This window comes from Dactylosporangium sp. CA-152071 (assembly GCF_050936335.1).
Classification (GTDB): domain Bacteria; phylum Actinomycetota; class Actinomycetes; order Mycobacteriales; family Micromonosporaceae; genus Dactylosporangium; species Dactylosporangium maewongense.
Map to the genome: position 1 here is coordinate 7229737 of NZ_JBNJMZ010000001.1, position 12999 is coordinate 7242735.

Sequence of the window (12999 nt, forward strand, 5' to 3'; positions counted from 1 at the left end):
CAAGACTATTCACTCCTCGGGTGGCAGCGAGCGCAGGGCGGCGGCCAGTTCTGCGCGCCCCGTCACACCGAGCTTGGCGTAGACGCGCATGAGGTGGTTGTCGACGGTGCGGGAGGACAGGTACAGCTGGTCCGCGATCTCCTTCGACGGCACACCGGCGGCGGCGAGCCGGGCGATCTGCCGCTCGCGGCCGGTGAGCATGGGCTGCGGCACGACCAGCGCCGGCGTGGCCGCGGCCGGGCAGAGGACCCGCAGCTCTGCGAGGCGCTGCGCGGCCCGTGGCGTCTGCGGCGACCGGATGCTCCGCAGCAGGGTGACCGCACCGGCGGCGGCCTCCGCGGCGTACAGATTGAGTTCCTGGTCGGCGAACTCCTCGGCGACCGCGAGGAGGCTGCCGCCGTCCTCGCCGGCCATCGCCCGCACGTGCCAGGCCATCGAGGGGGCGATGCGGCCCTCGACGGTGTGCGACAGCGCGTCGAGCCGGTCGGTGACCTCGCGGGCGAAGCCGAGCCGGCCCAGGTGGTACAGCGCGGACATCTCGTGCGCGGCGAACCCGTCGCCGCGGGTGCGGGCCGCGAGCAGCCGCAGGACCTCGGCGGCGGTCGGCACGTCACCGGAGGCGACCGCGACCCATGCCCTGGCCTCCTCGAGCCACGGGTACAGCACCTCCATCGAGCGGTAGTGCGACGCCTCGGCGATCGCGAACGCCTCCGCGGCGCCGGCCGCGTCCCCGGTGAGGGCGGCGACGTGCGCCCGCTCGGCGTGGGCGAGCGCGACGAAGACCTTGCCGGTGGCCAGGGCCGCGCAGGCCTGCGACGCGGCCCGGGCCGCCTCGGTGAGCCGGCCGCGGAGGCGGGCCGCCTGGGCCCGGACGATCTGCAGGTAGCCGGAGCCCATGTTGAAGTTGCCGGCGTCGGCCATGCCGGCGAACTCGGCGGCGACGATCGCGTCGACGGCCTCCAGGTCGGCGGCGAGGATCATGGCGGTGCCGCGGGAGAGCTCGATGCCGAGCTGGAAGTACGGCAGCTCGACCCGCCACTGCGCCGCCTCGGCGTCGACCGCCGCGAGGGCCTTGACGGTCTGCACCGGTGTGCCGCGCATGGCCTGCAGCTGGGCCATGTTGCTGCGGGCGAGGGCCCGCGGGCCGGGGGCGCTGGCCGCGCTGTCGAGGACCTGGCGGGCGAGGGTGAGTGCCTGGGCGTTGTCGCCCCGGTGCAGCCGCATCGTCGACTCCACGGCCAGCACCAGGGAGCGTTCGCGCAGGTCGCTCAGCTCGTGCGCCTTGCGGTCGATGTCGTCGACGGTGTCCGGGTCGCCGAGACCCCACTGGGCGGTGATGTGCCGGATGGCGAGCCACCGGCTGCGCTGGGACTCCTCGACGGTCTGGTCCTGGTTGGCGTCGAGGATCGCGACGGCTTCCTCGGGCATGTTGACGAACATCAGGATCGTCGCGAGGGTCTCCGCGGCGTCGAACCCGCCGCCGGCCGCGAGGGCGGCCTTGCCCAGCCGCATCGCCAGGGCCATGTCATAGGTGGCGAACGCGAGCCGGCACGCCATGAGCAGCTGCTGGGGGTCGCGGGCGGTGTCGCTGTCCAGCCGCCAGACGGCGACGCGGAGCAGGTCGTCGCGGCGCCGGGCGCCGCTGTCCTCCACCAGGCCGGCCAGGTCGGCGAGCAGCCGGCGGACCCGGGTCACGGGGCAGCGGCGGCGCACGACCTCGCCGTACAGGGGATGCGCGAGGCGGACCGTGGTGCGGCGGTCCTCGACGACGACGCGGATCAGCTGCCGCTCCTCGGCGGTCTCCACGGTGTTCAGGTCGGTGGCGTTGACCAGCAGCGGCAGCCCGATCGGCTCGCCGAACGCGACCAGCTCCAGCACCGCCCGCTCCTGCGGGGTGAGCTTGCCGATGCGGGCGTCCACCACCTCGGTCAGCGTGGGGGCGAGGTCGACCTTGCCCGTCCAGCGCTGCATCCCGTAGCTCTCGATGATCTCGCCGCTGGCGTGCGCGGCGATGACCAGCTCGCGCAGCAGCAGCGCGTTGCCCTGCGACAGCTGCTGGAGCCGGTCGACGGAGGCCGAGTCGACCGGGCCGCCGAGCACCTGCTGGAGCAGGTCGGAGGTCTCCTGCAGGGTCAGCGGGGTCAGCTCGATCCGCTCGACCAGGTCGTCCTTCCACAGGGCGCTGATCGGGTCGTGCACGGGCTCGCCGGTGCGCACGGTGCCGATCACCGTCGCGTTCTCGGACCTGGCGACGTAGTACACGAGCGCGGCCGACAACGGGTCGAGCAGGTGGGCGTCGTCGATGGCGACGACGATCGGCCGGCCGGCCGCCTGCCGGTGCAGCGCGTCGACGGCCCAGCGGAGCAGGCCGGCCGGCGAGCCGCCAGAGGGCTGGTCCGGTGGCAGCACCTGGGCCAGGCCGCCCAGCGGTAGGCCCGCCGTCGCCGCGTTGGCGGTCGCCGTCCAGACGGCGAGTCTGTCCTGGTCGAGGGCGTTGACACCCTCGCGCAGCAATCGGCTCTTGCCGATGCCTGGCGGGCCGCCCAGAATTAATCCGCGACCGGTTGAGCCGGTGGCTGCCTCGGCGAGGCGGACCAGTTCAGCGTTTCGACCGACAAAGCTCCAGGGGGGCACCGTCGCAGCATATCGATAGGTCGATTACTGCGCGTACCCGCCGATGTTTGAACTTGAGTAGTGCGTTTGGTCTCAGTTGAGTAGCTCGAGTACTGCCTCCGTAAGTGGCTGTTCACGTAGCGTTCCGATGCTTACCGGCCGTGCACGAGGAGGTCGCACATGGGGTCTGGGGTCATGCAGGCGCCGCTGATCGATCTGACAGTCACGCCGCCCGGGGGGCCGGTGTCCGCCATGCCGGTCCGCGGCAGCAGAAGTCACCGGCAGTCCGAGCCACGTCAGGCGGCGGGCTCCGGCAGCTTCGCAGTGATCGCCGGCTCGCCCCGCAGCGGCAAGACCGCCCTGCTCAATGCCTTGATCCGGCGCGCCGAGCCGGCTCCGGCGGGCGACGCCTGGCTGGTCTTCCGGCACGGCGACAAGGCCGAGACCCGCGTGTTCGTCCCGGGTCACCGCGAGGCGCGTGCCGCCCTGGTCCCCGGCCAGCGCGACCCGCGGCCCGGCCCGACGCGGCCCGCCCGCCGCATCGAGATCAACCACTCCTCGAGCCTGCTCAAGCGCGTCGCGCTGGTCGACACGCCCGGCAGCGGGGGCCTGGATGCCGCCAACGCCGAGATCGTGCTCGACGCCGCCCAGCGAGGCCTCGGGCTGCTGTTCGTCGTCGACGCCGCGGCCCCGCTCGCCCGCGCCGACCTGGACCTGCTCGCCGCCGCCGCGGACCGGGCCGGCCGGATCGCGTTCGTGCTCACCCGCATCGACCAGCACGACGCCTGGCCCGAGATGCTGGTCGCCAATCGGGCACTGCTCGCCTCCCGCGGCCAGCGCCTGGCGTCCGCACCCTGGTTCCCGGTGTCGCTGGACCCGGAGGCCGTCTTCGGCGTCGCCGAGCTGCGCCACGAGCTGGAGACCTGGGGCGAGGTGCGGCCCGCGCCGGTCGGCGTCGCCGCCGCGACCGTCTCCCGCGCCGGCGACGAGTGGCAGGAGCTGCTCGACCGCGAGATCGCCAACCGGCGGGTCGCCGCCGTGCAGCGCGTCTCCATCGACCTGGCGACCATCCACGTGCGGTGCGTGCAGGAGCTCGGCTCCGGCAAGGGCTGCCCGGAGCTGCCGTACGTGCTCGACCGCGAGCTGCACGCGCTGTCCGTGCGCACCACCCGCCAGCTGCGCGACGACACGCGCGAGGTGATCGCCGCGGTCTTCACCGAGCTGCTGGACACCGCGCCCGACGAGGTCGTCCTGGCCAGGATCGCCGCCGCGGCCCGCCGGGCGGTCGACTCCCTGCGCGACGACGGGCGCGACCGCGACCACGCGCTGCTGCTCACCGCCACCTCGGCAGTGGCCTCGATGGCCGGCGCGGCCGCGGTGGACAACCTCTGCGCCGTCGGCGGCGGCGAGCCGGCCGGCCAGGTGCTGCCGTCGCTGGGCGTCGCGCTCAACGCCAGCTGCTACGCGCTGTGGCAGCCGAAGAGCGCGCCGGGCGGGCCGCCGAAGCACGCGGACAAGAAGGACTGCCGGCGCTGGCTGCAGCACGCGCTGCGCGAGATCGAGGTCGAGATGGGTCACGAGCTGGGCGAGCGCTACACGGCACTGCGTCAGGCACTGGCCGCCATCGGTGGGGATGCGGTCGACCATGGCGTGCTGCTCGCTTGATGGCACCATGTTGGTATGGCGGCGCCGCAGGTCGTACCGATCGAAGAGACCCGTCTCGAGGCTGATGAGGTGCCCGAGACCGACCGTCCGTGGGTGACCGTGGTCTGGAACGATCCGGTCAACCTCATGAGCTACGTGACATGGGTCCTGCAGAAACTGTTCGGATTCAGCCGGGAGAAGGCCGAGCGACTGATGCTCGACGTGCACCAAAAGGGCAAGGCGATCGTGTCCAGCGGGCCACGCGAGAAGATGGAGTACGACGCTTCCAGGCTGCAGGCCTACGGGCTGTGGGCGACGGTGGACAAGTCGTGACAGGTCCGGAGCGCAGCGCTGGAGCCGGGCACCGGGGGCACAGCGTCAGGTCGGGCCGCCGCCGGAGCGCAGCGGAGGTGGCGGCATGACGATGTTCGTTCGCAACGGGACCGTGTGCATCGCCCGGTTCGGCCCTGCCGAGGCCGCGGTGCTCAACGAGGTCATGCTCGAGGTCATCACGCTGCTGTCGGAGGGGTTCGACCGCGCCGACCCGGTGATCGCGCGGCTCTTCCCCGACATGTACCGCGACGACGCCGCCGCCTCGGAGGAGCTGCGCCGCTACCTGGAGGACGACCTCCGCTCGGCGAAGCTGGAGCAGGCGGCGCTGCTGCTGGACGTGCTGCCGGTGGAGGGCGGCGAGGTCGCACTCGACGAGGAGCAGGCCGAGGCGTGGCTGCGCGCGCTGACCGACGTCCGCCTGACGCTGGGCTCCCGGCTCGGGATCGACGACGACGACGTCGACGTCGAGGCGGAGCTCGACGAGGCGATCCTGAAGGACCCCACCTCCACGAGGGTCGGGCAGCTGTCGGTGTACCAGTACCTGACCTACCTCCAGGAGAGCCTCGTCGGCGCGCTGATGGCGTAGCGGCCCGGGCGGAGCGCGGCGCTGGTGGCGTGAGCGCGGTCACGAGCGAGTTGCCTTCAGGTTTCGGTAGGCTGTGGGGCGTGCTGACCATCGACGCCGCGATCCTCGACGCGATCGTTGCGCACGCCCGCCGGGACCACCCCGACGAGGCGTGCGGGATCGTCGCGGGTCCGGCCGGCTCGGACACTCCGGTCCGGCACGTGCCGATGGAGAATGCCGCCCGCTCCATGACGTTCTACGAGTTCGACTCGAAGGAGCAGCTGCGGCTGTGGCGCGAGATGGACGACGCGGACGAGGAGCCGGTGGTCGTCTACCACTCGCACACCGCCACCGAGGCCTACCCGTCGCGGACGGACGTGTCGTTCGCGGGTGAGCCGAATGCGCACTATCTGCTGGTTTCGACCCGCGACCCGGAGCAGACCGAGATCAGGTCGTTCCGCATCGTGGACGGAGCCGTCGCCGAAGAGCCGGTTCAGGTAGTTAATGCAGTCGTGGACTCACACGCCGTCCAGTCATATCTCTTCGGGCAGAGCCCGACGACCGTCGACTACGAGTGTCGCGCAGGCAGCTGATCGCCGCCTGTCGTCGCACCATGTCCAGTCGTCCAGTTCACCGCTCGTACACAAGAGGAAATGATCATGGCTATCGAGGTTCGCATCCCGACCATCCTGCGCAGCTACACCGGCGGTGCCAAGACCGTCGAGGGCGCCGGTGACACCATCGCCGACCTGCTCGCCGACCTGGACAGCCGGCACTCGGGCATCAAGGCCCGCCTGCTGACCCCGGAGGGCGGCCTGCACCGCTTCGTCAACGTCTATGTCAACGACGAGGACGTCCGCTTCCTGGGCGCGCTCGACGCGAAGCTCAACGACGGCGACTCGGTGACGATCCTGCCCGCCGTGGCGGGTGGCGCGTTCGCGTTCGCGGCCGCCCACGCCCTGCGGGGCTGATCTGTCGTGGCGCGCTACGAGTCGGTGCTCGAGGCGTGCGGAAACACGCCGCTCATCGGGTTGCCCAGGCTGTCGCCGAGCCCGGAGGTCCGCCTCTGGGCCAAGCTCGAGGACCGCAACCCGACGGGCAGCGTGAAGGATCGGGTCGCGTTGTGGATGGTGAAGGCGGCCGAGGAAGCGGGCCGCCTCCGCCCCGGTGACACGATCATCGAGCCGACCAGCGGCAACACCGGCATCGCCCTGGCGATGGTGGCGAAGCTGCGCGGCTACCGCCTGGTCTGCGTCATGCCCGAGAACGTCTCGTCGGAGCGCACCGCGCTGCTGCGGATGTACGGCGCGGAGATCATCTTCTCCGAGGCCGCCGGCGGGTCCAACCGGGCCGTCGCGGTCGCGAAGGAGATCGCCGCGGAGCATCCCGACTGGGTGATGCTCTACCAGTACGGCAACGAGGCCAACGCCCGGGCGCACTACGAGACGACCGGTCCGGAGATCCTCCGGGACATGCCGACCATCACGCACTTCGTGGCCGGTCTCGGCACCACGGGCACGCTGATGGGCATCGGGCGCTACCTTCGCGAGAAGGTCGAGGACATCGAGATCATCGCCGCCGAGCCCCGCTACGGCGAGCTGGTCTACGGGCTGCGCAACCTCGACGAGGGCTACGTCCCGGAGCTGTACGACGCGACCGTCCTCACCAGGCGCTTCTCCGTCGGCACCCGCGACTCGGTGCTGCGGACCCGCCAGCTCGTCGAGGTCGAGGGCATGTTCGTGGGCTTCTCCGCCGGCGCGGTGCTGCACGCCGCCCTCGCGGTCGCCCACCAGGCGCTCAAGGCCGGCAAGCGGGCCGACGTGGTGTTCCTGGTCGCCGACGGCGGCTGGAAGTACCTGTCGACCGGCGCGTATGGCGGCACCCTCGCCGACGCCGAGTCGGCCCTCGACGGCCAGCTGTGGGCTTAGAGCGGCCTAGAGGCCCGTCACGATCCACCCGAGCAGCAGGCTCACCGAAGCGGCGCCGAGCAGAGCGAACGGCAGGCGCCGCTGGTGCACGCTGGCGAACGCGGCGATCGTGCACGCCAGGCCGACCAGCCCGATGACGATGACCGTCGGCGCGTACCAGCCCCGGGACGCGCTGACGAGTCCCACGAACGCCCGCAGCGCCACCGCCATGCCGCCGAGGCCGAGCAGCGCCGCCCAGCCGCAGACGGCGGCGAGGTGGCGCGGCTCCGGCGCCGGGTCGCGGTCCGTCGGCAGCCGGAAGGCGTCGGGAAGCTGCTGCCGCAGCCGCTTGGTCCTGGACACCTCGACGGTCACGTCCACTCCTGTTGCCCGGGGTCGTTTGGTGGCTTACGAATCCCAACGAGCCCGGGCGCCCGGCGTCACGCGACCCTGTCACGTTGGCGACATCTGCCGTCCGATCGTTCAGCCTTGCCTGCCAGTCCGGCGTAGGCTGCGCCACGTGACGGACTTGCCCATCGGCAGCAACCGGCCGGGCAACCCCCGCCGGTGCAGTCCGTCCGCGCCCGGTTGCTGTGCCGGTGCCGTCATCCGGCACCCCGGGTTGACGAACTATCCTCACCTGACCGGCGTGATCCACAGTGGCGCGCCCGCGTTGTTCTTAGGGGAAGCATGAGGCTCACCGTTCTCGGCTGCGCCGGCAGCTTCCCGGGACCCGAGGCGCCCTGCTCGGCGTATCTCGTCGAGGCGGACGGGTTCCGGCTGCTGGTGGACTTCGGCCCCGGGTCGATGTCGACGCTGCAACGGTTCTCCGGCCTCTACAACGTCGACGCCATCCTGCTCACGCACCTGCACTGCGACCACATGCTCGACGCGTGCTCCTACATAGTGGCCAGGCGCTACGCACCGTCCGGCCCGCTGCCGCCGCTGCCCGTCTACGCGCCGGTCGCCGCGCCCGAGCGCATCTCCGCCGCGTACGGCGGGGAGAACGAGCCGATGGCGATCAGCGACGTCTACACGTTCTACTCGCTGCAGCCGGGCAGCTTCCCGATCGGCCCGCTCCACGTCACCGTCGACCGGGTCAACCACCCGATAGAGACCTACGGCGTGCGCATCGAGCACGGGGGCCGGGTCATCACGTACTCCGCCGACACCGCCGCCTGCGACCAGCTGATCCGCCTCGCCCAGGGCGCGGACCTGTTCCTGTGCGAGGCGAGCTACCTCGACGGCGCCGACAACCCGCCGGACCTGCACCTCACCGGGCGCGAGGCGGCCGAGCACGCCACCAAGGCCGAGGTCGGCCGGCTGCTGCTGACGCACCTGGTGCCGGCGTGGGGGAGCGAGGCGCTGACCCTGGAGGCGGCGAAGGCCGCGTTCGACGGGCCGATCGACATCGTCCGGCCCGGCGCGAGGTACGACATTTAGGCAGCGTTCGCCGTTTGGTCAGTCGATGGTGGCCGCATGCACGGTCGCCGACCCCATGGTGACGGCATGCGGATCGCGATCGTCACCGAATCGTTCCCGCCCGATGTGAACGGCGTCGCCCACTCCGTCGTACGGGTCGCCGAACACCTCGTCGCGCGAGGCCACGAGCCCCTCGTGATCGCCCCTCAGCCCTCCTCCGGGGCGCGGTCGGTCACCGGCGCCTTCCCGTACGAGATCATCCGGGTCCCCTCGGTCGCCACCCCCGGCTACGGGACCTTCCGGCTCGGCCTGCCCAGCCGCCGGCTCGCCGCCGCGCTGCGGGCCCACCGCACCGACCTGGTCCACCTGGCCAGCCCGTTCGTGCTCGGCGCCCGCGGCATGACGGTCGCCGCGTCGCTCGGCCTGCCGACCGTCGCCGTGTACCAGACGGACGTCCCCGCCTACGCCCGCCTGTACTACCACTCCGGCCTCGGCGAGCAGGCCGCGTGGCGGTGGCTGCGCCGCATCCACAACGCCGCCGACCGGACCCTCGCACCGTCCACCGCCGCCGCCACGGCCCTGCACAGCCACGGCATCGAGCGGGTCTGGCTGTGGCGCCGCGGCGTCGACGCCGCCCGCTTCGACCCCGGCCGCCGCAGCGCCGCCCTCCGCCGGGCGCTGCTGGGCACCGACCGGTCCGTGCTCGTCGGCTACGTCGGCCGGCTCGCCGTGGAGAAGCGCGTCGACCTGCTCGCGCCGCTGAGCCGCATCCCCGGCGTCCGCGTCGTGGTCGTCGGCGACGGCCCCGCCCGCGCCGCCCTGGAGCGCGCCATGCCCGGCGCCGCCTTCCTCGGCGAGCGCCGCGGCGACCAGCTCGCCCGGCTCTACGCCAGCCTCGACGTGTTCGCCCACACCGGGCCCTTCGAGACGTTCGGCCAGACGGTCCAGGAAGCCCTTGCATCGGGTGTACCGGTGGTCGCCCCCGCCCAGGGCGGCCCGCTCGACCTCGTGGACGACGGCCGCACCGGGCTGCTGGTGCCGCCCTGCGACGCGCTGGCGTTGCGCGACGCGGTCACCGACCTGGTCGCCGACCCCGAGCGCCGGCAGGCGATGGGCCTCGCCGCCCGCGTCGCGGTCGCGGCCCGCAGCTGGTCGGCGGTCGGCGACGAGCTGATCCGGCACTACACCTCCGTCGTCCCGGTGACCGTGCCGGCGGTGTCCGCGTGAGGATCGTCCGCCTGGCGAACTTCGTCATGCCCCGGTCCGGCGGTCTCCGCACCGCCCTGCGCGCCCTCGGCGAGGGCTACGTCGCCGCGGGCCACGAGTCGATCCTGATCGTGCCCGGCGAGGAGCACTCCGACGTGTCCGACGCGCAGGGCCGGGTGATCACGCTGCCCGGCCCGGTCGTGCCCGGCACCGGCGGCTACCGGGTGCTCATCCACCGGCGTCGCCTCGCCAAGCTCCTCGACCGCCTCCAGCCCGACCGGCTGGAGGTCTCCGACCGGTTCACGCTGCGCTGGACCGGCCGCTGGGCCCGCGACCGGGGCATCCCCGCCGTCATGGTGTCGCACGAGAGCCTCGCCGGGCTGCTCAGCTTCGCCGGGCCGGTCGGGGCGGCCTGCGCTGACCTGCTCAACGCCCGCAGCCACCGCGCCTACGACCAGATCCTGTGCACCACCGCCTGGGCCGCGGCCGAGTTCGACCGGATCGGCGCCGGCAACCTCGTCCGCGTCCCGCTCGGCGTCGACCTCGGCCTGTTCCACCCCTCGCGGGCGTCGCCGGCCCTGCGCGCGCAGTTCGCGGCCCCCGGCCAGGTGCTGCTGGTGCACTGCGGCCGGCTCTCGACCGAGAAGCGCCCCGAACGCTCCGTCGAGGCCCTTGTCGCCCTTCGCGCCCAGGGCGTCGACGCGGTCCTGGTCGTCGCCGGCGACGGGCCGCTGCGCACCCGGCTGCAGGAGCTGGCCCAGGGGCACGCGGTGCACTTCATGCAGTTCGTCGCCGACCGCACCGCCGTCGCCTCGCTCCTCGCCACCGCCGACGTGGTCCTCGCCCCCGGCCCGATCGAGACGTTCGGCCTCGCCGCGCTGGAGGCCCTCGCCTGCGGGACGCCCGTCGTCGTGTCCTCGGCATCGGCCCTGCCCGAAGTCATCGGCGGTGCCGGAGCGGCCGTCCTGTCGGATTTCGCGGCCGGTGTACAGGAGGTGCTGGCCCGACCCGCGGACGAGCGCCGGCGGGCCGCCCGGGACCGCGCCGAGCGGTACTCCTGGCCGGCGGCCGTCGCCGGGTTCCTCGCCGTGCACGACGTCCCCGTCTCGGCGGGTGTGCCGTGACCGTCTTCGTCGCGCTCGGCGACTCCACCACCGTCGGCTTCGGGGACCGGATGCCCGACGGCTCCTGGCGCGGCTGGGCACCGATCCTCGCCGCCGCGCTCGGCGCCCGGCTGCACAACATCGCCCGCAGCGGCGCCCAGAGCGCCGACGTCGTCACCGAACAGCTGCCCCGCGCCCTCGAGCTGCGCCCCGACGTCGCCGCCGTCCTCGTCGGCACCAACGACACGCTGCGCAGCCCGTTCGACGCCGCGCGGGTCGCCCGCAACCTGGAGCGCACCGTCGCCGCCCTCCGCGCGACCGGCGCCGAGGTCCTCACCATCCGGCTGCCGGACCCGGGCCGCATGTTCGGGCTGCCCGGCCCCCTGGCCCGCCCGCTCGCCCGGCGGATGCGCGACCTGAACGCCGCCGCGGACCTCGTCGCCGCCCGGCACGCCACCGTGCACTTCGACGCCGCGGGCAACACCGACTCGTACGACCGCCGCATGTGGAGCGTCGACCGCCTCCACCCGAGCGAACGGGGGCACCGCTTCCTCGCCTGCTCGTTCTTCGACCTGCTCGCGGCCCGCCTCGGCGGCGGTATCGGCACCCGCCCCGACCCGGCGCCGAGCAGCCCGCCGCCGACCCGCACCGCGCAGGCGTGGTGGATGGCGACCCAGGGCACCCGCTGGATGATCCGCCGCTCGACGGACCTGCTGCCGGGCCTGTTCGGCCTGGCCGTCACGGAGCTGCTGGGCCGCGACACCGGCAACCTGTCCGCCGACCTCGCGCCCGAGCTCCCCCCGGGCCTGTCGCTGCCCGACCGGGTGGTTTGACTAGGCTGGACGCATGGCTCGTCCGGATGCTCGCGCAGCAGATCAACTTCGGCCCGTATCGATCACCCGCCAGTGGAGCATGCACCCGGAAGGGTCGGTGCTCATCGAGTTCGGCAACACCAGGGTGCTGTGCACGGCCAGCGTCACCGAAGGGGTGCCCCGCTGGCGGAAGGGTTCCGGGCTGGGCTGGCTCACCGCCGAGTACGCGATGCTGCCCCGCGCCACCACGACCCGCAACGACCGCGAGAGCGTCAAGGGCAAGATCGGCGGCCGTACCCACGAGATCTCCCGCCTCATCGGCCGCAGCCTCCGCGCCTGCATCGACCTCAAGGCCCTCGGCGAGAACTCGATCGTCCTCGACTGCGACGTCCTGCAGGCCGACGGCGGGACCCGCACCGCCGCCATCACCGGGGCCTACGTCGCCCTCGCCGACGCCGTCGCCTACCTGGCCGCCAACAAGAAGCTGGCCGGCAAGCCCGCGCAGGTCCTGCACCGCTCCGTCGCCGCCGTCAGCGTCGGCATCATCGCCGGCGAGCCGCGCCTCGACCTCTGCTACGAGGAGGACGTCATCGCCGACGTCGACATGAACGTCGTCTGCACCGGCGCCGGCGACTTCGTCGAGGTCCAGGGCACCGGCGAGCAGGCCGTGTTCTCGCGCGCCGAGCTCGACCTCCTCGTCGACCTGGGCGCCCTCGGCTGCGCGGAGCTCACCACCCTCCAGCAGAAGGCGATCGCCGGATGAAGCTGCTGCTCGCGACCCGCAACCAGAAGAAGCTCGTCGAGCTGCGCCGCGTCCTTGCCGAGGCCGCGCCGCACGTCTCGCTGGTCGGCCTCGACGACGTGCCCCCGTATCCGGAGTCCCCGGAGACCGGCCTCACCTTCGAGGAGAACGCCCTGCTCAAGGCCCGCGAGGCGGCCACCATCACCGGCCTGCCCAGCGTCGGCGACGACTCCGGCCTGGCCGTCGACGCCCTCAACGGCATGCCCGGCGTCTTCAGCGCCCGCTGGTCCGGCCTGCCCAGCGGCACCCCCGACCGCGACGGCGCCAACCTCCGCCTCGTCCTGGCCCAGGTCGCCGACGTCCCCGACGAGCACCTGGGCGGCGCCTTCGTCTGCGCCGCCGCCCTCGTCTGGCCCGACGGCCGCGAGCAGGTCTTCCGCGGCGAGATGCCCGGCCACCTGATCAGGTCCCCCCGCGGCGGCGGCGGCTTCGGCTACGACCCGATCTTCGTCGCCGCCGGCTACGAGCTGACCACCGCCGAGCTTCCCCCCGCCGAGAAGGACGCCATCAGCCACCGCGGCAAGGCCTTCCGCGCCCTGGCCGCCACCCTCTGACCCACCCGTCCTCACCCGCGTGAGCGGCAGGAACCCCC

Annotated in this window: 14 protein-coding genes; 12 read left to right on the forward strand and 2 right to left on the reverse strand. The window is 73.0% G+C overall.

Translation table 11 applies throughout. The features are described from left to right. Positions 1-9: 9 nt before the first annotated feature. On the reverse strand, positions 10-2634 hold the full coding sequence (locus ACQEVZ_RS32525; RefSeq protein ID WP_354900523.1) for a LuxR C-terminal-related transcriptional regulator: 2625 nt from the start codon (positions 2632-2634) through the stop codon (positions 10-12). A 159-nt stretch (positions 2635-2793) separates the two neighbouring features. Here ACQEVZ_RS32525 and ACQEVZ_RS32530 point away from each other — a divergent pair, with 159 nt between their 5' ends. From ACQEVZ_RS32530 to ACQEVZ_RS32555, 6 genes are all read left to right on the forward strand, one after another. Further along, complete coding sequence (locus ACQEVZ_RS32530; protein WP_433373566.1) at positions 2794-4278, forward strand: dynamin family protein; 1485 nt, start codon at positions 2794-2796, stop codon at positions 4276-4278. Positions 4279-4293: 15 nt separating this feature from the next. Beyond that, positions 4294-4590 (forward strand): ATP-dependent Clp protease adapter ClpS, encoded by a 297-nt coding sequence (gene clpS, locus ACQEVZ_RS32535; protein ID WP_344501532.1) that lies wholly within the window; start codon positions 4294-4296, stop codon positions 4588-4590. Between the two features lie 85 nt (positions 4591-4675). Then, a complete protein-coding gene (locus ACQEVZ_RS32540) occupies positions 4676-5176 on the forward strand; it encodes a DUF2017 domain-containing protein (RefSeq protein ID WP_344501531.1) in 501 nt (166 codons plus the stop codon). Positions 5177-5256: 80 nt separating this feature from the next. Further along, positions 5257-5748, forward strand: coding sequence for a Mov34/MPN/PAD-1 family protein (locus tag ACQEVZ_RS32545; protein WP_433373569.1), 492 nt, complete (start codon positions 5257-5259; stop codon positions 5746-5748). Between the two features lie 66 nt (positions 5749-5814). Continuing rightward, positions 5815-6126, forward strand: a complete 312-nt coding sequence (locus ACQEVZ_RS32550; RefSeq protein WP_344501529.1) for a MoaD family protein — start codon at positions 5815-5817, stop codon at positions 6124-6126. A 6-nt stretch (positions 6127-6132) separates the two neighbouring features. Further along, positions 6133-7083: a PLP-dependent cysteine synthase family protein gene (locus ACQEVZ_RS32555; protein WP_344501528.1), complete on the forward strand. Its 951-nt coding sequence runs from the start codon at positions 6133-6135 to the stop codon at positions 7081-7083. 6 nt (positions 7084-7089) lie between these two features. On the opposite strand, the gene ACQEVZ_RS32560 is transcribed toward ACQEVZ_RS32555, so the two are convergent. Further along, positions 7090-7437, reverse strand: a complete 348-nt coding sequence (locus ACQEVZ_RS32560) for a hypothetical protein (RefSeq protein ID WP_344501527.1) — start codon at positions 7435-7437, stop codon at positions 7090-7092. 315 nt (positions 7438-7752) lie between these two features. Here ACQEVZ_RS32560 and ACQEVZ_RS32565 point away from each other — a divergent pair, with 315 nt between their 5' ends. From ACQEVZ_RS32565 to rdgB, 6 genes are all read left to right on the forward strand, one after another. Next, positions 7753-8505, forward strand: coding sequence for an MBL fold metallo-hydrolase (locus tag ACQEVZ_RS32565; RefSeq protein WP_360559478.1), 753 nt, complete (start codon positions 7753-7755; stop codon positions 8503-8505). Between the two features lie 66 nt (positions 8506-8571). After that, the gene (locus tag ACQEVZ_RS32570; protein WP_344501525.1) at positions 8572-9711 is read left to right on the forward strand and encodes a glycosyltransferase family 4 protein; all 1140 of its coding nucleotides are present in this window, start codon (positions 8572-8574) and stop codon (positions 9709-9711) included. After that, positions 9708-10814 carry a glycosyltransferase gene (locus tag ACQEVZ_RS32575; protein WP_433373572.1) on the forward strand — a complete coding sequence of 369 codons (1107 nt, stop codon included), beginning with the start codon at positions 9708-9710 and terminating at the stop codon, positions 10812-10814. The genes ACQEVZ_RS32570 and ACQEVZ_RS32575 overlap by 4 nt, the downstream gene beginning before the upstream one ends. Beyond that, positions 10811-11626, forward strand: a complete 816-nt coding sequence (locus tag ACQEVZ_RS32580; RefSeq protein WP_433373573.1) for an SGNH/GDSL hydrolase family protein — start codon at positions 10811-10813, stop codon at positions 11624-11626. The genes ACQEVZ_RS32575 and ACQEVZ_RS32580 overlap by 4 nt, the downstream gene beginning before the upstream one ends. Positions 11627-11639: 13 nt before the next feature. After that, positions 11640-12368, forward strand: a complete 729-nt coding sequence (gene rph / locus ACQEVZ_RS32585) for a ribonuclease PH (protein WP_344501522.1) — start codon at positions 11640-11642, stop codon at positions 12366-12368. After that, entirely contained in the window at positions 12365-12961 is a 597-nt protein-coding gene (gene rdgB, locus ACQEVZ_RS32590) for an RdgB/HAM1 family non-canonical purine NTP pyrophosphatase (RefSeq protein ID WP_433373576.1), read from the forward strand. The genes rph and rdgB overlap by 4 nt, the downstream gene beginning before the upstream one ends. The last annotated feature ends 38 nt before the right edge of the window (positions 12962-12999 follow it).